A 21,983-nucleotide genomic window follows, 5' to 3' on the forward strand; every position below is an offset into this window, starting at 1 on the left:
GGACAGGGCGGTCATCATCCCTCGGCCCCCGTTCCCGCCGGCTTGCCGTTCCCGCCGGCGCTCTCGTTCCCGCCCTCGGCGCCCTGGCCGTCGACCGTCTCGTCAGGCTTCTCGCCCTTGGAGACCGCGACCTGGCGGACTGTGCCCGGCGCGGCCTCGGTGACCTCGCCGCGGTAGTAGTCGCCCTCGTCCATGCCGGGGAAGATCGCGTGCGGGCTGTCGACCATGCCCTCCTGCAGGCCGGCCAGCAGCTGCTCCTTGGTGAAGATCAGCGACTCGCGGGTGCGGTCGGCGAGTTCGTACTCGTTGGTCATCGTGAGCGCCCGCGTGGGGCACGCCTCGATGCACAGGCCGCACAGGATGCAGCGGGCGTAGTTGATCTGGTAGACGCGGCCGTACCGCTCGCCCGGGGAGTAGCGCTCCTCCTCGGTGTTGTCCGCGCCCTCCACGTAGATCGCGTCGGCCGGGCAGGCCCAGGCGCACAGCTCGCAGCCGATGCACTTCTCCAGGCCGTCCGGGTGCCGGTTGAGCTGGTGGCGGCCGTGGAACCGCGGTGCGGTGGGCTTCTTGTACTCCGGGTACTGCTCGGTCAGGCGCTTCTTGAACATGGCCTTGAAGGTCACGCCGAAGCCTGCGACCGGGCCGAGGAACTCAGGCATCGCCGTCCTCCTTCTTCTCCGTCTCCGCAGCGTCCGCTTCGGATGATCCGTTCGCGCCCACCAGTTGGGGCTGCGTGCGGCTGGGGCGCCGCGGCACCCGCTCGGCCTGCTGGCCGGGCAGCGGCGGTACCGGGTAGCCGCCGGCCATCGGGTCGAACCGCTCGGGGGGCGCGAGCGCGCCGCCCTCGCCGGCCGCGCGCTTCTCCTCGCGGTCCCGGAACAGGTCCACGATCAGCGAGAGCAGCAGCAGGGCCAGCACCCCGCCGCCGATATAGAGCACGATCTTGGTGAAGTCGTAGTTCTCGTTGCGCATCGCGCGGACCGCGGCGACCAGCATCAGCCAGACCATCGAGACCGGGATGAGCACCTTCCAGCCGAGCTTCATCAGCTGGTCGTAGCGGACCCGGGGCAGGGTGCCGCGCAGCCAGATGAAGAAGAACAGCAGCAGCTGGACCTTGACGATGAACCAGAGCATCGGCCACCAGCCGTGGTTCGCACCCTCCCAGAAGGTGGACACCGGCCACGGGGCGCGCCAGCCGCCGAGGAACAGGGTGGTGGCGACCGCGGAGACCGTCACCATGTTCACGTACTCGGCGAGCATGAACAGCGCGAACTTGATCGAGCTGTACTCGGTGTTGAAGCCGCCGACCAGGTCGCCCTCGGACTCGGGCATGTCGAACGGCGCGCGGTTGGTCTCGCCGACCATCGTCGCGATGTACACCAGGAACGACACCGGCAGCAGGATCACGTACCAGCGGTCGTGCTGCGAGGCGACGATCGTGGAGGTCGACATCGAACCGGAGTAGAGGAACACCGCGGCGAAGGCCAGGCCCATCGCGATCTCGTAGGAGATCATCTGCGCCGAGGCGCGCAGGCCGCCGAGCAGCGGGTACGTCGAACCGGACGACCAGCCGGCCAGCACGATGCCGTAGATGCCGACGGACGCGGTGGCCAGGATGTAGAGCATGCCGATCGGCAGGTCGGTCAGCTGCAGCGCGGTGCGCTGCCCGAAGATCGACACCTCGTTGTCGGCGGGCCCGAACGGGACCACCGCGAAGGCCATGAACGCCGGGATGGCGGCGACGACCGGCGCGAGGATGAAGACCACCTTGTCCGCGCGCTTGACGACGACGTCTTCCTTGAGCATCAGCTTCACGCCGTCGGCCAGCGACTGCAGCATGCCCCAGGGGCCGTGCCGGTTCGGGCCGATGCGCAGCTGCATCCAGGCGACGACCTTGCGCTCCCAGACGATGGAGATCAGCACCGTCAGCATCGCGAACGCGAAGCAGAAGACCGCCTTGATGACGATCAGCCACCACACGTCGTGGCCGAAGAACGACAGGTCCTCGGTGGTGGCGGCGAGTTGGCTGCCGCCGGTGAACAGGGCGGTCATCGCGTTCCCTCCACGCTTTCGCCTTCGTGGGCGGCGGCAGCCGCGCCGATGCCGACGACCTGCCCGGGGCGGGCCCCGGTGTCCGACGCGACCCCGCCGCCGGTGGAGTTCAGCGGCAGCCAGACCACGCGGTCGGGCATCGGCGTGACCTGCAGCGGCAGTGTCGTGGTGCCGGCCGGTCCGGTGACGGTGAGCAGCCCGCCGTCCTCGACCCCGGCCTCGGCGGCCGTGGTGGCCGACAGCCGGGCGACGGCCGCGTGCCGGGTGGCGGCCAGCGCGTCGTCGCCGTCCTGCAGCCGGCCCTGGTCGAGCAGCATCCGGTGGCCGGCGAGCACCGCCTGGCCCTGGTCGGGCCGCGGCAGCGGCACCGAGCCGGCCAGCGGGGCGGCGCCGCGGGCGCCCGACCAGGCGCCGATCCGGTCGAGTTCGGCGCGGGCCTGCGCCGGGCCGGACAGGCCGAGCGCCACGTCGAGCGCGTCGGCGAGCATCGTCAGCACGCGGGCGTCGGGCAGCTGGTGCCGGGTGGTGGCCTGGTCGGGCTTGATCGCGGCCTCGAACATCCGCACCCGGCCCTCCCAGTTGAGGAAGGTGCCGGCCTTCTCGGCGACCGCCGCGACCGGCAGCACCACGTCGGCCCGCTCGGTGACCTCGCTGGGCCGCAGCTCCAGGCTGACCAGGAAGTCGACGGCGTCCAGCGCGGCCCTGGCGCGGGCCGGGTCGGGCAGGTCCGCGACCTCGACGCCGCCGACGAGCAGCGCCTTCAGCTCGCCGGACGCGGCGGCCTCGACGATCTCGCCGGTGTCCCGGCCGGTACGGGTGGGCAGTGCGGGCAGGCCCCAGATCCGGGCGACCTCCTCGCGGGCCCGCGGGTCGGTGACCGGGCGGCCGCCGGGCAGCAACCCGGGCAGCGCACCCGCCTCGACCGCGCCCCGCTCGCCGGCCCGGCGCGGGATCCACGCCAGGGCGGCGCCGGTGGCGGTGGCCAGCCGCAGCGCCGCGGTCAGCGCGCCGGGCACGGCGGCGAGCCGCTCCCCGACGAGGATGACCGCGCCCTGCGCGCGCAGCGCCTCGGCGGCCTGCCGGCCCGTCTCGTCCAGGCCGACACCGCCGGCCAGCGCGTCCAGCCACTCCGGCTCGGTGCCGGGCGCGGCCGGCAGCAGGATGCCGCCGGCCTTGTCCAGGCCGCGGGTGGCGTGGGTGGCCAGCGCGTAGGTCTGCTGCTTGCGGGTGCGGTGCGCCTTGCGCAGCCGCAGGAAGACGTTGGGCGCCTCCTCCTCGGACTCCAGCCCGGCCAGCAGCACGGCCGGGGCCTCCTCCAGCGCCCGGTGGGTGAGCCCGCCGCCGGCCGGCAGGTCGACGCCGCGCCCGGCGACCGCGGCGGCCAGGAAGTCGGCCTCCTCCGCGGAGTGCGCGCGGGCCCGGAAGTCCACGTCGTTGGTGCCGAGCACCACCCGGGCGAACTTGGCGTAGGCGTAGGCGTCCTCGACGGTGACCCGGCCGCCGGCGAGCACGGCCGCCCGGCCGTGCGCCGCGGTCAGGCCGGCCGCGGCCGCGGCGAGCGCCTCGGGCCAGCTGGCCGGGACCAGCTCGCCGTCGGCGTTGCGCACCAGCGGCTGGGCGATCCGGTCAGGCCGCTGCGCGTAGCGGAAGCCGAACCGGCCCTTGTCGCACAGCCACTCCTCGTTGACCTCGGGGTCGTCGGCGGCCATCCGCCGCATGACCTTGCCGCGCCGGTGGTCGGTGCGGGTCGCGCAGCCGGCCGAGCAGTGCTCGCACACCGACGGCGACGACACCAGGTCGAACGGGCGGGACCGGAAGCGGTACGCGGCCGAGGTGAGCGCGCCGACCGGGCAGATCTGGATGGTGTTGCCGGAGAAGTACGACTCGAACGGGTCGCCCTCGCCGATGCCGACCTGCTGCAGGGCGCCGCGCTCCAGCAGCTCGATCATCGGGTCGCCGGCGATCTGGTTGCTGAACCGGGTGCAGCGCGCGCACAGCACGCAGCGCTCGCGGTCCAGCAGCACCTGCGCCGAGATCGGCACCGGCTTCTCGTAGGTCCGCTTGCGGCCCTCGAACCGGGTGTCCGGGTCGCCGACCTGCATGGCCTGGTTCTGCAGCGGGCACTCGCCGCCCTTGTCGCAGACCGGGCAGTCCAGCGGGTGGTTGATCAGCAGCAGCTCCATCACGCCGCGCTGCGCCTTCTCGGCCACCGGCGAGGTGAGCTGGGTGCTGATCACCATCCCGTCGGTGCAGGTGATGGTGCAGGAGGCGACGGGCTTGCGCTGCCCCTCGATCTCCACGATGCACTGGCGGCAGGCACCGGCCGGGTCGAGCAGGGGGTGGTCGCAGAACCGCGGGATCTCGATCCCGAGCAGCTCCGCGGCCCTGATGACCAGGGTGCCCTTGGGGACGGAGACCGCGATGCCGTCGATGGTGACGGAGATCAGGTCCTCCGGCGGCACCGCCTGCCCGCCCCCGGCGGGTGCGTTGGTAGTGACGGTCACGCGTTGACCTCCGTACGGGACTTGTCGGCCCAGGCGGTGGAGCGGGCCGGGTCGAACGGGCAGCCCCTGCCGTCGATGTGCTCCTCGTACTCCGCGCGGAAGTACTTCAGAGAGGAGAAGATCGGGGCGGCGGCGCCGTCGCCCAGCGCGCAGAAGGACTTGCCGTTGACGTTGTCGGCGATGTCGTAGAGCTTGTCGAGGTCCTCGTGGTGGCCCTTGCCCGCCTCGATGTCGCGCAGCAGCTGGACCAGCCAGTAGGTGCCCTCGCGGCAGGGGGTGCACTTGCCGCACGACTCGTGGGCGTAGAACTCGGTCCACCGGGTGACCGCCCGCACCACGCAGGTCGTCTCGTCGAAGCACTGCAGGGCCTTGGTGCCGAGCATGGATCCGGCGGCGCCCACGCCCTCGTAGTCCAGCGGGACGTCGAGGTGCTCGTCGGTGAACATCGGGGTGGAGGAGCCGCCCGGCGTCCAGAACTTCAGCCGGTGGCCGGGCCGCATGCCGCCGCCCATCTCCAGCAGCTGGCGCAGGGTGATGCCGAGCGGGCCCTCGTACTGGCCGGGCCGGGCCACGTGCCCGGACAGCGAGTACAGCGTGAAGCCCGGGGACTTCTCGCTGCCCATCGACCGGAACCACTCCTTGCCGCGCTGGATGATCGCGGGAACCGACGCGATGGACTCGACGTTGTTCACCACGGTGGGGCAGGCGTAGAGCCCCTCGACGGCGGGGAAGGGCGGCCGGAGCCTCGGCTGGCCGCGCCGGCCCTCCAGCGAGTCCAGCAGCGCGGTCTCCTCACCGCAGATGTACGCGCCGGCACCGGCGTGCACGGTCAGCTCCAGGTCGAAGCCGCTGCCCTTGATGTTCTTGCCGAGGTAGCCGGCGGCGTACGCCTCGCGGACCGCCTCGTGCAGCCGGCGCAGCACCGGGACCGTCTCACCGCGGAGGTAGATGAAGGCATGGTGGGAGCGGATCGCCCAGCACGCGATGACGATGCCCTCGATCAGCGAGTGCGGGTTGGCGAAGAGCAGCGGGATGTCCTTGCAGGTCCCCGGCTCGGACTCGTCGGCGTTGACCACCAGGTAGTGCGGCTTGCCGTCGCCCTGCGGGATGAACTGCCACTTCATGCCGGTCGGGAAGCCGGCGCCGCCGCGGCCGCGCAGCCCCGAGTCCTTGACGTAGGCGATCACGTCGTCCGGCGCCATGGCCAGCGCCTTGGTGAGCGCCTGGTAGCCCTCATGCCTGCGGTAGGTGTCCAGCGTCCATGAACGCGGGTCGTCCCAGAACGCCGACAGGACGGGCGCGAGCAGCTTCTCGGCCGGTTCCACGGTCATCACTCGCCGTCCTCCTCGGTCACGTCGGTGCCCGCCGGCTCCGCGCGCGGCGGCACGACCCGGGCCGCGGCGACCTCGCCGCGGTGCAGCTTCAGACCGGCCAGCGACGCCGGACCCGCACCGCCGCCCGCCTCGACCGCGCCCTCGCGCTCGTCGGGGAAGCCGGCCAGGATGCGGGCGGTCTGCCGGTAGCCGCAGAGCGGGGCGCCGCGCGTGGGGCGCACCTCGCGGCCGGCGATCAGGTCGTCGACCATCGCCTTCGCGGACTCCGGGGTCTGGTTGTCGAAGAACTCCCAGTTGACCATCACCACGGGCGCGAAGTCGCAGGCCGCGTTGCACTCGATGTGCTCCAGCGTGACCTTGCCGTCGGCGGTGGTCTCGTCGTTGCCGATCCCCAGGTGCTGCTGCAGCTCCTCGAAGATGGCGTCGCCGCCCATCACCGCGCACAGCGTGTTGGTGCACACGCCCACCTGGTACTCGCCGCTCGGCTTGCGGCGGTACATGGTGTAGAAGGTGGCGACCGCGGTGACCTCGGCGGTGGTGAGGTCCAGGACCTCGGCGCAGAAGCGGATGCCGGTGCGGGTGACGTACCCCTCCTCGGACTGCACCAGGTGCAGCAGCGGCAGCAGGGCGCTGCGCGAACCGGGGTAGCGGGCGATCACCTCGCGGGCGTCGTTCTCCAACCGGGCCCGGACGTCGGCCGGGTAGTCCGGCGCGGGCATCTCGGGGATTCCCAGGGACACTTCGCCGCTCATCGGTCGACACCTCCCATCACGGGGTCGATGGACGCCACCGCGACGATGACGTCGGCCACCTGGCCGCCCTCGCACATCGCGGCCATGGACTGCAGGTTGCTGAAGGAGGGGTCGCGGAAGTGGACCCGGTAGGGGCGGGTGCCGCCGTCGCTGACCACGTGCACGCCCAGCTCGCCCTTCGCGGACTCCACCGCGGCGTACGCCTGGCCGGGCGGGACCCGGAAGCCTTCGGTGACGAGCTTGAAGTGGTGGATCAGGGCCTCCATCGAGGTGCCCATGATCTTCTTGATGTGGTCGAGGGAGTTGCCCATGCCGTCCGGACCGAGCGCGAGCTGCGCGGGCCAGGCGATCTTCTTGTCCTCGACCATCACCGGGCCGGGCTCCAGCCGGTCCAGGCACTGCTCGACGATCCGCAGGCTCTGCGCCATCTCGTGCAGCCGGACCAGGAAGCGGCCGTAGGAGTCGCAGGTGTCGGTGGTCGGCACCTCGAACTCGTAGTTCTCGTAACCGCAGTACGGGTCGGACTTGCGCAGGTCGTGCGGCAGGCCGGCGGCGCGCAGGATCGGGCCGGTGGCGCCGAGCGACATGCAGCCGGCCAGGTCCAGGTAGCCGACGTCCTGCATGCGGCCCTTGAAGATGGGGTTGCCGGTGGCGAGCTTGTCGTACTCCGGCAGGTTCTTGCGGAACTTCTTGACGAACTCCCTGACCTGGTCGACCGCGCCGGGCGGCAGGTCCTGGGCGAGGCCGCCGGGGCGGACGTACGCGTGGTTCATCCGCAGGCCGGTGACCAGCTCGAAGATGTCGAGGATCATCTCGCGGTCGCGGAAGCCGTAGATCATGATCGTGGTGGCGCCCAGCTCCATGCCGCCGGTGGCGATGCAGACCAGGTGCGAGGCGATCCGGTTGAGCTCCATCAGCAGCACGCGGATGACGCTCGCCCGGTCCGGGACCTGGTCGGTGATGCCGAGCAGCTTCTCCACGGCCAGGCAGTACGCCGTCTCGTTGAACAGCGGCGTGAGGTAGTCCATGCGCGTCACGAACGTGGACCCCTGGGTCCACGTCCGGAACTCCATGTTCTTCTCGATGCCGGTGTGCAGGTAGCCGATGCCGGAGCGGGCCTCGGTGACCGTCTCGCCGTCGATCTCCAGGATCAGCCGGAGCACCCCGTGGGTGGAGGGGTGCTGCGGACCCATGTTGACGATGATCCGCTCGTCGTCCGCCTTGGCGACGGACTCGGCGAGCTCGTCCCAGTCGCCACCGGTGACGGTGAAGACCCGGCCTTCGGTGGTCTCCCGCTCCTCCGCCTGGGTCGGCGCGTGGGGGGTGCCGGGTGTGCTGTGGGTGGACATCAGCTGTACGACCTCCGCTGGTCGGGAGCCGGAATCTGGGCGCCCTTGTACTCGACGGGGATGCCGCCGAGCGGGTAGTCCTTGCGCTGCGGATGGCCGGGCCAGTCGTCCGGCATCATGATCCTGGTCAGCGCCGGGTGGCCGTCGAAGACGATCCCGAAGAAGTCGTACGTCTCGCGCTCGTGCCAGTCGTTCGTCGGGTACACCGGGACCAGCGAGGGCACGTGCGGGTCGGCGTCCGGCGCGCTCGTCTCGACCCGGATCAGCCGTCCGTGGGTGATCGACCGCAGGTGGTAGACGGCGTGCAACTCGCGTCCCTGCTCGCCCGGGTAGTGCACGCCGCTGACGCCGGTGCACAGCTCGAAGCGCAGCGCGGGGTCGTCGCGCAGCGTCCTGGCGACCTGCAGCAGGTGCTCGCGGGCGATGTGGAAGGTGACCTCGCCGCGGTCGACGACCACCTTCTCGATCGCGTCGCCGGGGACCAGGCCCTGCTCCTCCAGCGCGCCCTCGAGTTCGTCGGCGATCTCGTCGAAGACCCCGCCGTACGGCCGGGCGGTCGCGCCGGGCAGCCGCACGGTGCGGACCAGGCCGCCGTATCCGGAGGTGTCGCCGCCGTTGTTCGCGCCGAACATGCCGCGGCGGACGCCGATCACCTCGCCGGTGTCGTCGCGCTGCGTGGGCAGGTTCTCGCCGTTGCCGCCGTTGCCGTTGCCGCCGTTGGGCGTCGCGGGTGCGTCGCTCATCGCAGGAGCCCCTTCATCTCGATCGTCGGGAGCGCCTTGCGGGCCGCCTCCTCCGCCTCGCGGGCGGCCGCCTCGCGGTTCACGCCGAGCTTGGAGTGCTGGATCTTCTCGTGGAGCTTGAGGATCGCGTCCAGCAGCATCTCGGGCCGCGGCGGGCAGCCGGGCAGGTAGATGTCGACCGGCACGATGTGGTCGACGCCCTGCACGATCGCGTAGTTGTTGAACATCCCGCCGCTGGAGGCGCAGACGCCCATCGAGATGACCCACTTGGGATTCGGCATCTGGTCGTAGACCTGCCGCAGCACGGGCGCCATCTTCTGGCTCACCCGGCCGGCGACGATCATCAGGTCGGCCTGCCGCGGCGAGCCGCGGAAGACCTCCATGCCGAACCGGGCCATGTCGTACCGCCCGGCACCGGTGGTCATCATCTCGATGGCGCAGCAGGCCAGGCCGAAGGTCGCGGGGAAGACCGACGCCTTTCGCACCCACCCTGCCGCGGTCTCCACCGTCGTGAGCAGGAATCCGCTCGGCAGCTTCTCTTCGATACCCATGGGTTGGCTCCTGGTCTCCTCGGTCCCCTGGTCCCCTCGTCAGCCCGCTCGCTCGTCCGCTAGTCCCACTCCAGGCCGCCGCGCCGCCACACGTACGCGTAGGCGACGAAGACGGTGAGGACGAAGAGGAGCATCTCGACGAGCCCGAACATCCCCAGCCGGTCGAAGGTGACGGCCCAGGGGTAGAGGAAGACGATCTCGATGTCGAAGACGATGAAGAGCATCGCCGTCAGGTAGTACTTGATCGGGAAGCGGCCACCGCCGGCCGGCGTGGGAGTGGGCTCGATGCCGCACTCGTACGCTTCCAACTTGGCCCGGTTGTAGCGCTTCGGGCCGATAATCGAGGCCATCACCACGGAGAAGATCGCGAAGCCGGCCGCGAGGCCTCCCAACACGAGGATGGGCGCGTAGGCGTTCACCGTCCCCCGCTCCTTCCAGTCGACAGTGACTGATATGCACGGACCGTGACTTCCGGTCTGCGCTGCGTCACGAAAACACGAAGATCGCGTCTATGTGAGGCAGTTCACAAGCCCAAGTCGCCTGCATCCTATGCCTCCCGGTCTGTGATCTGCGACACGGGGGTGGGGACCAGCTTTGTGATCTCCACCACCTGGCGAACGATCATGAAGTCGGATGAGCGGTGATCATGTGGCGCATGCGGGCCAAACGATCACTTCGCGTCATATTCAACGGCGTTCCTGCTGGTCAGCATACTGCGCGCATTATCAAGTGATCATCGATCGAGGCAAATTCGCCCTGGACCGGACCCCGTGATAGCGCCGCCGCCCCCGGGGGTCGGGAGGGCGGATCCCGGGAAACCCGCAGGGATCGCGCGCGTGAACGCGTGCACGAACGCATACGTAACCGGACGCCAGAAAACGGACCAAAGCGCCTGAGCGGCAAGATCACGAAAAGGGCATTTGAGCCGTGAGCACGTCAACTGTGGTGCATCCCACCTTTGTTGAACGGAACCATTCGTTCCTGATAGCCAGTGACGCATGTCCCCGAACTCACCCAGGACGCCGATGTCCGATTCGCATACCCATACAGGCCGCCGACGGCACGCGGCGCCCCGCGACGCCAAGTGGGCGCGCAGGGCCGGACTCGTCGGCGGTGTCGTCAGCGCGCTCGCTCTCAGCGGCGCGGCCGCTCCGGCCATGGCCGACAACACGCACCACTCCGCGCCCACGGGCGCTCACGCACCGCAGGCCGCCGACGCCGCCGCGACGCTGACAACGCTGTCCACCGTCGTCACCACCCGCCAGGCCGCGGCCGCGCTGGAGCAGGACGCCATCGACGTCTCGCTCGCCGCCGCCAAGGAGCGGGCCGCGACCGACGCGAAGAAGGCCGCCGCGGCGAAGAAGAAGGCGGCCGACGCCGCCGCCGCGAAGGCCGAGGCCGCCGCGCAGGCCGCCAAGGAGCGGGCCGCAGCCCAGGCCGCCGCGTCGCGCTCCGCGCAGCGCACGCCGCTCAGCGTGACCGCGAAGACCACCGCGGCCACCAGTTCGTCCGCGAGCCCCGCGCCCGCGTCGTCGAGCAAGGTCGACCAGCTGATCGTCTTCCTCAAGTCCCAGATAGGCAAGCCGTACGTGTACGGCGCCACAGGACCGGGCTCCTACGACTGCTCCGGGCTCACCCAGGTCGCCTTCGGCACCGTCGGCGTGAACCTGCCGCGCACCTCGCAGGACCAGTCCACGGTCGGCACCCCGGTGTCGATCTCCGCGCTGCAGCCCGGCGACCTCATCTTCTGGGGCGGCCAGGGCAGCGCGTACCACGTGGGCGTCTTCATCGGGAACGGCCAGTACCTGGACGCGGCCAACTCCTCGACGCCGGTGGGCATTCACCAGATGGCCGACTACATGCCCGACTGGGCGGTCCGGGTCCTCTGACCGGACCGGACACGGCCTGACCTGACGCGGCCCGACGGACGCGGCCCGGCTTGACGCGGGCCCGGCCCGACCGGAACAGCCGCGCACACGACGGCGGAGGCCGCCGCACGCCCCTGGCAGGGAAGCGTGCGGCGGCCTCCGCTGCGTGCGGGTGCCACTGCGTGCGGCCTCCGCTGCGTGGGGGGCGCGGCTCACACCAGCCAGGCGCCGTCCCTCATCAGCAGCCGGCTCTTGAGCTCGGCGACGGTCCCCCAGGCCCGCAGCACCTGCGGGGTCACCTGGTAGAAGTCGTAGCGCTCCGGGTCCAGGCGCGGGTCCCAGCCGTCCTTGGCGGCGAAGCCGTCGCCCACGCCGGGCGGCAACTCCTGTGCGGTGTACGTCCGTACGGACCCCTCGACCTGCACGACGTCCCGCGTGGTCCCGAAGCACAGCCGGACCGTGCCGGACTCCTGGAGGTTCGCGCCGGTCGGGTTGTCGGGCCGGGTGGACAGCCACACCGCCTCGCCGTCCCACCAGAACGTCAGCGGCACCAGCGTGGGCACGCCCTCCGCGGAGGCCGTCGCCACCCACACGTCGAGGTCCCCGGCCAGCCGCCGCAGCGCGTCGTCCTTGCGCTGCTCCCGCGTCCGCGGCCCCTCCGTACTCTTCTCCTCCGTGTCCTGCACGGCGTTCTGCGTCATGCCGCCACGCTATCCACGCCCCCCGCTCCCCCGCCTCGGTCCCAGGGCGTAGGACCAGCGCCCCCCGCGCCCGCGGGCGCCGGCGGCGGGGGCGGTGGCCGCAACGGGCGGGGTCAGTCCCAGCCGTGGAGGGAGACCGCCTGGCCTCCGGAGAGGTAGGAGCGGAGGGCTTCCGCGGTGCTGGGAACGAAGGAGCCGGGAAGGGCGTCGGTGGGAATCCAGCGGACCTGGGCGTGTTTGCGGGGCTCGCGGTTCTCGGGCTCGCCGGACCAAGCGCGGGTGGCGAAGACGACAGTGAGGAAGCCGTTGGGGGATTCGACGCCCCAAGCGCCGTGGATGATGTGCGCGATCCGCAGGGCCTCGGGCGGGACGATCAGGCCGGTCTCCTCGCGGAGTTCCCGCACCGCCGTCTCCGTGATCGGCTCCCCCGGTTCGCTCTTGCCGACCGGCAGGTCCCACATGCCCTGGGCGAACTTGGCCTGTTCGCCGCGCTGGAGCAGGACGACACGGTCGCGGACCGTGTCGTGGACGATGACGGCGGCGACCAGCAGCGTCATGGACTCCGCTGCGGGCGGGAGAGCTCGGGAGCGGTCGTGGGTGTTCGGCTGAACCACGGGATTCCCTTCGTCGGCCATCGGTAGGGACCTAGGCAACTGCTGCGCGTGCCCGCCGGGCAAGCTCTGCGGCTCCTGGGACTTTGCGCCGCTGGTAGACCGCGAGGGTCGAGCGCAGCGACGCGATCGCCTTGCGGGCGCGGTCCGACGTCATGCCGTCCATCAAGTCGAGCGCCTGAGCCCAGGCTGTCACAGCCTCGTCGGCCCGCGCCTGAGCGGCGAGGCTGTCGCCGAGGTCGGCGTACGTGAGCGCGTGGACGCGCTTGTAGGTGACCGCGTCCCACCGGTTGAGGGCCGCGCGGTGCTGCCGCTCAGTTCCGACGTGGTCGGCGAGGTCGGTCAGCGTACGCGCGGTGTGGCTGGCAACCGTACCCTCAGCGGGACCGCTGACGAGGGAAAACGTGGCCTGAGGGCGGCTGTCGCGACCGAGGGCGTCCTCCGAGGCGAGCAGCGCGCGAGCCGCCCGTGCGTTCTCGCCTGCGGCAGCGTAGGCGCGAGCATGGGTGATGTGGAGCAGAGCTTCCGTCCGGCCGTCGACGTGACCGAGTCCACGCACCAGAGCGCCTTCGATCAGTGCGACGCAGTGGCGTGGTTGTTTGAGGCTGAGTGCCTGATGGGCGAGGGCGCGCATCATCCAGGCCGCGTGCCCGTGCGGGTCAGCCTCGCAAGCCAGTTGGTGACCGACGTGGTAGTAGCGCTGGGCAGCGCCCTCATGGCCGAGGTCGTGGTGTTTCCAGCCCGCGAGGTACGCCAGTTCGGCGACGGCTCCGAAAGCAGCCGCGCGACAACGGTCGTTGGGGAATCGCGCCCGCAGCATCGGGGCAGCCGTGTCGGCGAGATAGGCGCTGACGGTGGTCAGCCCATGACCACCGCCGAGGCGTTCGTCCGCCGCGCTGAACGCGGCGGTGATGTGGCGGACGACCTCGATGTCCGCCTCGCCCACTCGCGTGTGCCCGCAACGGGCCCGGAGCGTACGGGCGGTGGCCTCATGGTCGTACTCAAGGGGCATGGCCACACCGGCGCTTGTGAAGGCCGCCACCGCAAGGAAGCGACGGCGTTCCGCCTCCGCCCGGCCCAAGTCCGTTGCCGTGATGACCGGGTCGATGTCAGAAGGCAGCAGCTCGGAGAGTGCCCTCAGCCCGATTTCCGTCAGCGTGACCGGCCGGGCCGCCCGGCGGGAGAGCGCCTCAGCCAGATATTGACCCGCTTGCCCGGTCGGCTTTGCGCCGTTGACCCAGTGCGCGACTGCGGACTTGTTGGTCTGGAGCATCTCGCCGTTCTCGGCCGCGATGCGCCGGACGTCCTTCGCCAGCGCGTCGTACGTGCACCCAACCGCGGCAATGGCCTCGCGAAGCTGCGTGTTCGGCTTCCTCGGGGTCGCCACGACACCTCCGTGCAGGGTTAAACCGCGTATACCGGTCCGTCCGCTCACCACGCTACCCACTATGCGTGACCGCCGCTTCACTGATCGAGAGCAAGGCAACCGCCGGGTCTGATCGACGGCGACGAGTTAAGGACGCGATCGATGAACGCAACACCGACCGTGCGCATGAGCGACGTGGCCCGGCAGTGGCCGTCCTCCCCGCGAGCCGTCGGCCAGGCACGTCGGCAACTGGCATCGTTCATGGGTGAGGTGGGGCTCGCCGCCCTTTCGGACGTGGCGACTCTGGTGCTGTCGGAGCTGATGACGAACGCGCTGCGGCATGGGCGCACAACCAAGGAGGACGGGATTGCGACGCGTTTCGTGCCGATGGACGGCGGAATGCGGATCGAGGTGTACGACGCCGGACAGGCGCAGCCCGCGCTGAAGCGAGCCGGTGGGGACGACGAGAGCGGCAGGGGCCTGGCCCTGGTGGACGCGCTGACCGGTGGGCGGTGGGGCGTCCTGGACGGCAAGAGCAACGGCAAGGCCGTATGGGCGCTGGTCACGCCCGACGAGCTGGATCAGGCTGCCCCCATGCTGTCGCCGAGCGCACCGCCGCCCCTCGCGGAAGGCTTCCGCACGACCGAGTTCGTCCCCGCCCTGTTACCCGTGTGCGACGCGGGCCGCACGCTGCCCGATCACCTCATGGCCGTGGCCGGCGCATTCGACCCGACCGACACCACCGAGCCCGAGGACGTCGAACACGACTTGAGGTGTGTCCTGCAGGCGCACACCGCCGGTGACCATCACGCCCACGTCCTGCACCTCGACGGCCACGACTCCGGCGCGGTCTGGGCCCGCTGGGACCACAGCTCCGGCGGGAACAGTGATGACGCCCCGATCACGCTGACCGTCTTGCCGGACTGCCGCGTCCGCGCCCCCGAGCCACTGGACGAGACGTGCAGCCAGTACGCCGGCCACCCAGGCGGCCACTGCTACGAGCTCACCAACCCCTGGCGTCCCACCACCGCTCCGGCAACGGCCACGGAACGTCCACGGCGACTATGACCGGGCTGCTGCTCCCGCCAGCCGGGTGGTCAGGTGGTGCAGCTCCACGGCGAGCGGCTGAAGCGTACGGCGTCGCCCGAGCCTGGCGGGAAGCCGTCGGGCACTGGCGGGTCACGATCCTGTGCGGATGACGAAACCGGGGGATCGGGGGGCGTACCCGGGGCCGGTGGTGCCGGTAGTCTCCATGCCGCCAAGAGGACGTAAAGAAGCGGCATTTCACGGGGACGAGGACGGTTCGACATGAGCTCGGGGGACAGCACGGTTTTCCAGCCGCTGGCGGCGGACGACCCGGAGGCCGTGGGGAGTTACCGCCTCGCGGCCCGGCTCGGCGCCGGCGGCATGGGCAAGGTGTACCTGTCGTACACCCCGGCCGGGCGGCCGGTGGCGGTCAAGGTGATCCGGCCGGAGCTGGCCGAAGACCCGGACTTCCGGCGGCGGTTCGCGCAGGAGGTGCAGTCCGCGCAGCGGGTGCAGGGCCTGTACACCGCGCCGGTCATCGACAGCGACGCGAACGGCTCGCCCCCCTGGCTCGCCACCGCGTACGTGCAGGGGCCGACACTGTCCTCGGCCGTCGTCCAGCACGGCGCGCTGCCGGTGGAGACGGTGCTGCTGCTCGTCGCCGGCATCGCCGAGGCCCTGCAGGCGGTGCACGCCGCGGGCCTGGTGCACCGCGACCTCAAGCCGTCCAACGTGCTGCTGGCCGCCGACGGCCCGCGCGTCATCGACTTCGGCATCGCCCGCGCCGCGGACGCCACCGCGCTCACCGACAGCGGCGTCACCGTCGGCACCCCCGCCTTCATGGCGCCCGAGCAGGCCGCCATGCGCGAGATCACCCCGGCCACCGACGTCTTCGCGCTCGGCCAGGTCGCCGCGTACGCCGCCCTGGGCGCCCCCGCGTACGGCGAGGGCCCGTCGCACGCCGTGCTGTACCGGATCGTGCACGAGGAACCCGAACTGTCCGCGCTGCCCGAGCAGTTGAGGGCGCTGGTGGCACGCTGCCTGGAGAAGGACCCGGCCCGTCGCCCCTCGACCGCGGAGGTCGTCACCCTCTGCCAGGCCGCGTCGGAGGGGACCCAGCTGCGCCGCCCCGACCAGTGGCTGCCCGGCGCGCTCGCCGCCGAGATCCCGCGGCACGCGCTGCCCGGCTACACCCCGACGCAGTCGGCGGGCACTCCGCCGCCCGGCGTCACCCGCCCCGACGGCGAGGCGCCCGGGCCCTACCAGCCGACGCAGACCGCGCCCACGCCGCCGCCCACCGCGCCGCCGTCCACCGGCCCCCACCAGCCCACGCAGGCCGCCGGGTCGTCGACGGCCTACCAGGCGACCCAGGCGGCGGGCACGCCGCCGCCCGGCGGACCCGTGCCGCCGCCCACCCCGCCGCCGGGCGCCGGGTACGGGCCCGGCACCGGCGCGTACCCGCCGGTGCAGCAGCCGTCCTATCCGCAGCACGGCGGCCCGGCGGGCTACGGCTACCCGCAGCAGCAGCACCCGATGGCGATGCACGGCGCTCCCGGCCCGCACGGCGGGGTGCCCCGGCCGCTGCCGCTCCCGCCGAAGAAGAGCAAGGCGGTGTACATCGTGCCCGCCGTCATCGCGGTGTTCGTGCTGGCCGTCGTGGTGCCGCTGGTGGTCAAGGCGGGCGGCGGCGGCAAGGACGACAACGCCGGGAAGAGCGGCGGCAGCAGCTCGGCACCGTCGCAGCACTCCACCGGCAGCGGTTCGGAGACCCGGACCCACACCCCGCCGGCGCCCAAGCCCGAGCAGCACCCCGGGGTCCAGCTGGCCAACGAGTACCACCTGGTCCTCGCCGACGCCGACTTCAAGCCGGCCAAGGGCCTCGACGACGACCTCTACTACTTCTGCACCGACATGATCGATCCCGGCTGTCACTTCGGCACGAACTCGCAGCGGCTCGTCCTCCTCGACAGCGACGAGACCGGCTCCCTCGACACCTGCCTCAAGGACACCCGCTACACGACGCAGGTGGACACCGCCCGTCTGTCGCCCGGTTCCCAGATCTGCGCCAGCACCGACAGCGCGGTCGCGCTGATCACGTACAAGCGCTCGTCGAAGAGCAGCGAGGCCAGCACCTACGTCGTCGCCGACGTCACCGTCTGGCGCAACGCCATCCCCCCGACGAGCAACTGACCCCCCGCCAGAAACACACCCCCGGCGGGCCCGAGGGCCGGCCGGGGGTGAGGGTCGGGACAGTGCGGGAGGGTCAGGCGCGGGGGGTGATCTTCGTCAGGCCGTTGATGACGCGGTCCATCGCGTCGCCGCCCGTCGGGTCGGTGAGGTTGGCGAGCAGCTTGAGCGCGAACTTCATCAGCACCGGGTGGGTCAGGCCCCGCTGGCTGCACATCTGCAGCACCTTCGGGTTGCCGATGAGCTTCACGAAGGCGCGGCCCAGCGTGTAGTAGCCGCCGTAGGTGTCCTTGAGGATGCGCGGGTAGCGTTGCAGCGCCAGCTCCCGCTGGGTCGCGCCGGCCCGGGCGTGCGCCTGGGAGATGACGTCGGCGGCGAGCTGGCCGGATTCCATCGCATAGGCGATGCCCTCGCCGTTGAACGGGTTGACCATGCCGCCGGCGTCGCCGACGAGCAGCAGGCCGCGGGTGTAGTGCGGCTGGCGGTTGAAGGCCATCGGCAGCGCGGCGCCCCGGATCGGGTGGGTCATGTTCTCCGGGGTGTAGCCCCAGTCCTCGGGCATCGAGGCGACCCACGCCTTGAGCACGTCGCGCCAGTCCAGCTCGCGGAACGCCGAGGAGGAGTTGAGGATCCCCAGGCCCACGTTGGAGGTGCCGTCGCCCATGCCGAAGATCCAGCCGTAGCCCGGCAGTTGGCGGGGCTGGGCGCCGCGCCGGTCCCACAGCTCCAGCCACGACTCCAGGTAGTCGTCGTCGTGCCGCGGCGAGGTGAAGTAGGTGCGGACGGCCACGCCCATCGGGCGGTCCTCGCGGCGGTGCAGGCCCATCGCCAGCGACAGCCGGGTGGAGTTGCCGTCGGCGGCCACCACCAGCGGCGCGTAGAAGGCCGCCGGGGTCTTCTCCTCACCGAGCTTGGCCTGCACGCCGGTGATGCGGCCGGTGCGCTCGTCGAGGATCGGGGCGCCGACGTTGCACCGCTCGTACAGCCGGGCGCCGGACTTCACCGCCTGCTGGGCGAGGAGTTCGTCGAAGTCCTCGCGCTTGCGGACCAGCCCGTAGTCCGGGTACGCGGCCAGGTCCGGCCAGTCCATCTCCAGCCGCATGCCGCCGCTGATGATCCGCAGGCCCTTGTTGCGCAGCCAGCCGGCCTCCTCGGAGATGTCGACACCCATCGACACCAGCTGCTTGGTGGCCCGCGGGGTCAGACCGTCGCCGCACACCTTCTCGCGCGGGAACGCGGTCTTCTCCAGCAGCAGGACGTCGAGTCCCGACTTCGCCAGGTAGTACGCGGTGGTCGATCCGGCGGGCCCTGCGCCCACGACGATCACATCGGCGCTGCGCTCGGACAGGGCGGCGGTGTCGGTCACGGTGGGCTCTCCCGTTTCGGCGAGGGGGCGTTGCTGCTGCACGATGCGGTCGAGTGTATGAGGCGACCGCCCGCCGCGCGTCGGCGGCTCTCCTGCGCAGCGCCGTTCCGCACGCCCCCTCCGCCGTCAGCGGCGGTCCGGCAGCGGTCAGCGGTGGTCCGGCGGCCTGTTGAGCCGGGGCGGCTGGACCATGCCGAGGTCGTGGACGGTCGGCTGGTCGTGCACCGTCGGCTGGTCCGGCCCGCGGCCCGGCGCGCCGGCCGGTTGCCCGGGTGCGGCGGGCTGCCCAGGCGCGGTCGGCTGCTGCGGCACCGAAGGCTGCACAGGCGCCTGCGGCTGCGGCGGGGTCGGCGGCTGCGGGTACGGCGTCGGCTGCCCGTACGGCAGCGGCTGCCCCTGCTGCGGGCCGAAGGTCGCGCCTCCGGCCGCCGCGTACGCGCGGGCCTTCGGCTCCGGCACGGTCCCGCCGAGCGCCCGCCACGCGTAGGGCCCGACGAGGACGCCGCCGCAGGTCCACAGCAGCGCGAACATCAGCGCCTCCGGCACGCTCGTGGCGGCCGCGGTGTGGCCGCTGCCCGAGCCGAGCCCGGTCAGGCCGGCGGAGCCGCCGTCCTCCGACACCCCGCCGAACGCCACCAGGAGCACGAACAGGCCGGTGAACAGGCCCGCGACGAGGAACTGCTCGACCCGGTCGGCGGACCGCCGCACCGCCAGCACCCCGATCACCAGCGCGCACACGACACCGCCCGCGACCGCGCCGACGGAGGCCCAGCCGTCCCAGACATGGCCCAACTCGCCCAGTCCGAACGAGTAGTGGGCGCCCTCCGACGAACGGCCGGTCTCGCTCAGGTGGAACGGCGCGCCCCAGCCCAGACCGAGGCCGGAGACACCGAGGTTGGGCAGCAGCAGCGCGGCGACCGCGACGCCCCAGCCGCTGGTCTCGTGGGCGTGCGCCGCCACCACGACGAACACCACGAGGCCGCCCAGGGCCACGGTGATCAGCAGCGCGATCAGCGCGGTGCGCAGGGCGCGGACCACGGTCGCCGGTCCGGGGCGTTCGGCCAGCCAGCGGCGGACGTCCGCGGAGCAGAGCGTGAGCAGCGCGGTGACCAGGCTGATCAGGAACGCCCAGAGCGTCAGCAGCACGGGACCGGTGCCCACGTGCACGTCGTCGGCGGAGGGCTGGGCGACCAGCCCGAGCACCAGGGCGGCCGCGGCGGCCACCAGGGCCACGCGGACTGCGGCCTCCGCGCCGCCCGACCCCCCGGTGGGGGCCAGCCGGGCCCGCGACCTGCGGAGCGAGACGACCAGCGCGCCCACCCACAGCAGGGTCATCGCCAGCGCGATCAGCGAGACCGTGGAGTGGGAGGTCACATAGGTGTCGGAGTAGCCGGAGTCCCCGGAGTCGCCGAAGGCCCCGCTGGAGTCCCCGAACGCCGAGCCTGTGTCGGAGTAGTCCGGGACCCGCGTGCTGAAGTGCAGGACCGCGCCGACGCCGGTGAGCAGCACCGCGAGCGCCAGCCGCGTCCTGGTGGCGAACCCCACCCCCGGGTCGTGCACCGACGCGCCTGTCCACACCCCGATCACCACGGCCAGGGCGGCGAAGCAGAGCGCGGGCACCACGGCGGCGGCCGCGGGCACGTCCCAGCGGCCGGTGAACGTCCGGCGCAGGAACTGCCCGGCGGGCGAAGGCCCGGACGGGGCCGGCGGGTAGCCGGCCGGGGCGGCGGGCACGAACGCGGTCGGCGAGTAGCCGGCGGGCGCCTGGCCGGGCGGCGGGAAGCCGGCCGGCGGAGCCGTGGGGGGCGCGGCGGGCGGCGCGGTGGGCGGGGGCGGCGGTACGGGGGTCTGCCCTGCGGGCGCACCCGGCAACTCCCTGCCGCAGCGCGCACAGAAGCGGGCGTCCGCGTCGGGGGAGGCGGGGTTACCGCACGCAGGGCAGTTCGACATGGGCCACTCCGGGGATGATCGGGGATCCGTCCTCCCCTCAGACACCGCAGAGTAGAGGGGCAGTTCCCCGATCCGCTCCCGGAATGACTGCTTCCTGGCGGCCCGTGATCCACTCGTTCGCGGATCCGCACGCCGCGGTGTCTCCTGGTCCCCGTGCGGCGCATCCGCCCCACGCGAACGGTCCGTCACGCGGCCGATCGCCGTCCCGCGCGGCGCGCTACGCCGCCGGCTTCGTCCCGCGGTGCAGGGCCACGATCCCGCCGGTCAGGTTCCGCCACGCGACGCGCCCCCAGCCGGCGCCCTGAAGCCGGCCGGCCAGCGCGCGCTGGTCGGGCCAGGCCCGGATCGACTCGGCGAGGTACACGTACGCGTCGGGGTTGCTGCTCACCGACTTGGCGACCGGCGGCAGCGCGCGCATCAGGTACTCGGAGTAGACGGTGCGCAGCGGGCCGTACGTCGGCTGGCTGAACTCGCAGATCACGAGGCGGCCGCCGGGCCTGACCACGCGCAGCATCTCGCGCAGCGCCGCGTCGGTGTCGTGCACGTTGCGCAGCGCGAAGGAGATGGTGACGGCGTCGAACGCGCCGTCGGCGAACGGGAGCCGGGTGGCGTCGCCGGCGGTGAGCGGCAGCTCCGGGTGGCGCTTCTTGCCCTCGCGGAGCATGCCCAGGGAGAAGTCGCAGGGGACGACGGCGGCGCCGGCCGCGGCGAGCGGCAGCGAGGAGGTGGCGGTGCCAGCCCCGAGGTCGAGCACCCGCTCCCCCGGCCGCACGTCCAACGCCTGCCCGACGGCTCGCCGCCACAAGCGGGTCTGGCCGAGCGACAGCACGTCGTTCGTCAGGTCGTACTTCGCCGCGACGTCGTCGAACATCGCGGCGACGTCCTGCGGCTGCTTCTCCAAAGAGGCTCGCGTCACCCCCCCACCCTATTCCGCCCCGCAGCCCCCCGAACTCCCCCCTCCCGGGGCCGCCCCCGCCGACTGCCCCAGCCACCCCGGAGGCACACCCCGGCACGGAGGCGACGGCGTCCGCCACCTCAGGGGCGCGGGGTCCCCCAGGGCTTCGCCTGGGAGGTGCCCCAGCGCGGCCGGCCACCCACCGGCCGGTGGGCCGGGGCGGACCAAAGCGCCCCTGCGGGAGGGGGCGGACTGACCCTGACGTCAGTCAGGCGAGGCGGTGGACGAGGCGGCCTGCGAGGACGGTGGCCAGGCAGGTGCCGTCGGGAGCGAAGGCGGCGAAGTCGGCGCGGGCGCCGGCGGTGAGGGCGGGCGCCGACCCGCGGAGCAACCCGCTGCGGTCCAGCGCGGAACGCGCGGCCCCGTCGGCCGCGCCGTCGTCCACCGCGGTCACCCCGCGCCGCAGCATCCCGTGCAGCTGCCGCCGCACGTCCTCCCCGCACTCGCGCGGATCCGCGCTGTCCGGCAGCACCAGCACCTCGGTCCGCCCGGGCCGCACCGTGCCGGCCCAGCGCCGGACCCGCGCGGCGGGATGCGCCGCGGCCAGCTCGTCCAGCGGGCCGACCGCGGCGATCCGGTCGCCGTCCACGAGCACCGCTCCGCCGGGCACCGCCGGCCGCCCGCCGCCGGGCTCCACCGCGTCCGCCGCGTGCAGGCTCAGCACCGCG

19 protein-coding genes are annotated in these 21,983 nt (G+C 72.3%); 3 read left to right on the forward strand and 16 right to left on the reverse strand.

Features of this window, described 5'->3' with window-relative positions:
• Positions 1-14 precede the first annotated feature (14 nt).
• Genes nuoI through ACH4TG_RS28020 form a run of 9 tightly spaced genes read right to left on the reverse strand, consistent with a single transcriptional unit; the run spans position 15 to position 9,704 of the window.
• On the reverse strand, positions 15-659 hold the full coding sequence (gene nuoI, locus ACH4TG_RS27980; protein ID WP_398245294.1) for an NADH-quinone oxidoreductase subunit NuoI: 645 nt from the start codon (positions 657-659) through the stop codon (positions 15-17).
• Positions 652-2,052, reverse strand: coding sequence for an NADH-quinone oxidoreductase subunit NuoH (nuoH, locus tag ACH4TG_RS27985; protein ID WP_398245295.1), 1,401 nt, complete (start codon positions 2,050-2,052; stop codon positions 652-654). The genes nuoI and nuoH overlap by 8 nt, the downstream gene beginning before the upstream one ends.
• Positions 2,049-4,556: an NADH-quinone oxidoreductase subunit G gene (locus tag ACH4TG_RS27990; RefSeq protein ID WP_398245296.1), complete on the reverse strand. Its 2,508-nt coding sequence runs from the start codon at positions 4,554-4,556 to the stop codon at positions 2,049-2,051. The genes nuoH and ACH4TG_RS27990 overlap by 4 nt, the downstream gene beginning before the upstream one ends.
• Positions 4,553-5,887, reverse strand: a complete 1,335-nt coding sequence (gene nuoF, locus ACH4TG_RS27995; RefSeq protein ID WP_398245297.1) for an NADH-quinone oxidoreductase subunit NuoF — start codon at positions 5,885-5,887, stop codon at positions 4,553-4,555. Before nuoF ends, ACH4TG_RS27990 begins: the two co-directional genes overlap by 4 nt.
• Entirely contained in the window at positions 5,887-6,642 is a 756-nt protein-coding gene (nuoE, locus tag ACH4TG_RS28000) for an NADH-quinone oxidoreductase subunit NuoE (RefSeq protein ID WP_398245298.1), read from the reverse strand. The genes nuoF and nuoE overlap by 1 nt, the downstream gene beginning before the upstream one ends.
• Positions 6,639-7,991 (reverse strand): NADH-quinone oxidoreductase subunit D, encoded by a 1,353-nt coding sequence (locus ACH4TG_RS28005; protein ID WP_398245299.1) that lies wholly within the window; start codon positions 7,989-7,991, stop codon positions 6,639-6,641. The genes nuoE and ACH4TG_RS28005 overlap by 4 nt, the downstream gene beginning before the upstream one ends.
• Positions 7,991-8,734 carry an NADH-quinone oxidoreductase subunit C gene (locus tag ACH4TG_RS28010; RefSeq protein WP_398245300.1) on the reverse strand — a complete coding sequence of 248 codons (744 nt, stop codon included), beginning with the start codon at positions 8,732-8,734 and terminating at the stop codon, positions 7,991-7,993. The genes ACH4TG_RS28005 and ACH4TG_RS28010 overlap by 1 nt, the downstream gene beginning before the upstream one ends.
• Positions 8,731-9,285 carry a NuoB/complex I 20 kDa subunit family protein gene (locus ACH4TG_RS28015; protein WP_398245301.1) on the reverse strand — a complete coding sequence of 185 codons (555 nt, stop codon included), beginning with the start codon at positions 9,283-9,285 and terminating at the stop codon, positions 8,731-8,733. The genes ACH4TG_RS28010 and ACH4TG_RS28015 overlap by 4 nt, the downstream gene beginning before the upstream one ends.
• A gap of 59 nt (positions 9,286-9,344) precedes the next feature.
• A complete protein-coding gene (locus ACH4TG_RS28020) occupies positions 9,345-9,704 on the reverse strand; it encodes an NADH-quinone oxidoreductase subunit A (RefSeq protein WP_398245302.1) in 360 nt (119 codons plus the stop codon).
• A gap of 606 nt (positions 9,705-10,310) precedes the next feature.
• Here ACH4TG_RS28020 and ACH4TG_RS28025 point away from each other — a divergent pair.
• On the forward strand, positions 10,311-11,174 hold the full coding sequence (locus ACH4TG_RS28025; protein WP_398245303.1) for a C40 family peptidase: 864 nt from the start codon (positions 10,311-10,313) through the stop codon (positions 11,172-11,174).
• 191 nt (positions 11,175-11,365) lie between these two features.
• Here the strand turns inward: ACH4TG_RS28025 and ACH4TG_RS28030 are convergent, their stop codons facing one another.
• From ACH4TG_RS28030 to ACH4TG_RS28040, 3 genes are all read right to left on the reverse strand, one after another.
• A complete protein-coding gene (locus tag ACH4TG_RS28030) occupies positions 11,366-11,854 on the reverse strand; it encodes a pyridoxamine 5'-phosphate oxidase family protein (RefSeq protein WP_398245304.1) in 489 nt (162 codons plus the stop codon).
• A gap of 113 nt (positions 11,855-11,967) precedes the next feature.
• Positions 11,968-12,489, reverse strand: a complete 522-nt coding sequence (locus ACH4TG_RS28035; RefSeq protein ID WP_398245305.1) for an NUDIX domain-containing protein — start codon at positions 12,487-12,489, stop codon at positions 11,968-11,970.
• Positions 12,490-12,499: 10 nt separating this feature from the next.
• Entirely contained in the window at positions 12,500-13,852 is a 1,353-nt protein-coding gene (locus ACH4TG_RS28040) for a tetratricopeptide repeat protein (RefSeq protein WP_398245306.1), read from the reverse strand.
• A gap of 141 nt (positions 13,853-13,993) precedes the next feature.
• On the opposite strand from ACH4TG_RS28040, the gene ACH4TG_RS28045 reads away from it, so the two are divergent.
• Entirely contained in the window at positions 13,994-14,899 is a 906-nt protein-coding gene (locus tag ACH4TG_RS28045) for an ATP-binding protein (RefSeq protein WP_398245307.1), read from the forward strand.
• Positions 14,900-15,139: 240 nt separating this feature from the next.
• Positions 15,140-17,047 carry a serine/threonine-protein kinase gene (locus ACH4TG_RS28050; RefSeq protein ID WP_398245309.1) on the forward strand — a complete coding sequence of 636 codons (1,908 nt, stop codon included), beginning with the start codon at positions 15,140-15,142 and terminating at the stop codon, positions 17,045-17,047.
• A 73-nt stretch (positions 17,048-17,120) separates the two neighbouring features.
• Here ACH4TG_RS28050 and ACH4TG_RS28055 read toward each other — a convergent pair whose 3' ends face one another.
• The 4 genes from ACH4TG_RS28055 to ACH4TG_RS28070 all read right to left on the reverse strand — a co-directional run bounded on the left by ACH4TG_RS28055 (position 17,121) and on the right by ACH4TG_RS28070 (position 21,979).
• Positions 17,121-18,410: a geranylgeranyl reductase family protein gene (locus ACH4TG_RS28055; RefSeq protein ID WP_398245416.1), complete on the reverse strand. Its 1,290-nt coding sequence runs from the start codon at positions 18,408-18,410 to the stop codon at positions 17,121-17,123.
• Positions 18,411-18,557: 147 nt separating this feature from the next.
• A complete protein-coding gene (locus ACH4TG_RS28060; protein WP_398245310.1) occupies positions 18,558-20,360 on the reverse strand; it encodes a hypothetical protein in 1,803 nt (600 codons plus the stop codon).
• A gap of 217 nt (positions 20,361-20,577) precedes the next feature.
• Positions 20,578-21,276: a demethylmenaquinone methyltransferase gene (locus ACH4TG_RS28065; RefSeq protein WP_398245311.1), complete on the reverse strand. Its 699-nt coding sequence runs from the start codon at positions 21,274-21,276 to the stop codon at positions 20,578-20,580.
• Between the two features lie 247 nt (positions 21,277-21,523).
• Positions 21,524-21,979 (reverse strand): imidazolonepropionase-like domain-containing protein, encoded by a 456-nt coding sequence (locus ACH4TG_RS28070; RefSeq protein ID WP_398245312.1) that lies wholly within the window; start codon positions 21,977-21,979, stop codon positions 21,524-21,526.
• Positions 21,980-21,983: the final 4 nt, after the last annotated feature.

Source organism: Streptomyces sp. NPDC020917 (genome assembly GCF_044333795.1).
Taxonomy (GTDB): Bacteria; Actinomycetota; Actinomycetes; order Streptomycetales; family Streptomycetaceae; genus Actinacidiphila.

Coding starts and splice junctions, on each gene's coding strand:
- nuoI (WP_398245294.1), bottom strand. CDS start 659: ATGCCTGAGTTCCTCGGCCCGGTCGCAGGCTTCGGCGTGACCTTCAAG.
- nuoH (WP_398245295.1), bottom strand. CDS start 2,052: ATGACCGCCCTGTTCACCGGCGGCAGCCAACTCGCCGCCACCACCGAG.
- nuoF (WP_398245297.1), bottom strand. CDS start 5,887: ATGACCGTGGAACCGGCCGAGAAGCTGCTCGCGCCCGTCCTGTCGGCG.
- nuoE (WP_398245298.1), bottom strand. CDS start 6,642: ATGAGCGGCGAAGTGTCCCTGGGAATCCCCGAGATGCCCGCGCCGGAC.
- ACH4TG_RS28005 (WP_398245299.1), bottom strand. CDS start 7,991: ATGTCCACCCACAGCACACCCGGCACCCCCCACGCGCCGACCCAGGCG.
- ACH4TG_RS28010 (WP_398245300.1), bottom strand. CDS start 8,734: ATGAGCGACGCACCCGCGACGCCCAACGGCGGCAACGGCAACGGCGGC.
- ACH4TG_RS28015 (WP_398245301.1), bottom strand. CDS start 9,285: ATGGGTATCGAAGAGAAGCTGCCGAGCGGATTCCTGCTCACGACGGTG.
- ACH4TG_RS28025 (WP_398245303.1), top strand. CDS start 10,311: ATGTCCGATTCGCATACCCATACAGGCCGCCGACGGCACGCGGCGCCC.
- ACH4TG_RS28030 (WP_398245304.1), bottom strand. CDS start 11,854: ATGACGCAGAACGCCGTGCAGGACACGGAGGAGAAGAGTACGGAGGGG.
- ACH4TG_RS28035 (WP_398245305.1), bottom strand. CDS start 12,489: ATGGCCGACGAAGGGAATCCCGTGGTTCAGCCGAACACCCACGACCGC.
- ACH4TG_RS28045 (WP_398245307.1), top strand. CDS start 13,994: ATGAACGCAACACCGACCGTGCGCATGAGCGACGTGGCCCGGCAGTGG.
- ACH4TG_RS28050 (WP_398245309.1), top strand. CDS start 15,140: ATGAGCTCGGGGGACAGCACGGTTTTCCAGCCGCTGGCGGCGGACGAC.
- ACH4TG_RS28060 (WP_398245310.1), bottom strand. CDS start 20,360: ATGTCGAACTGCCCTGCGTGCGGTAACCCCGCCTCCCCCGACGCGGAC.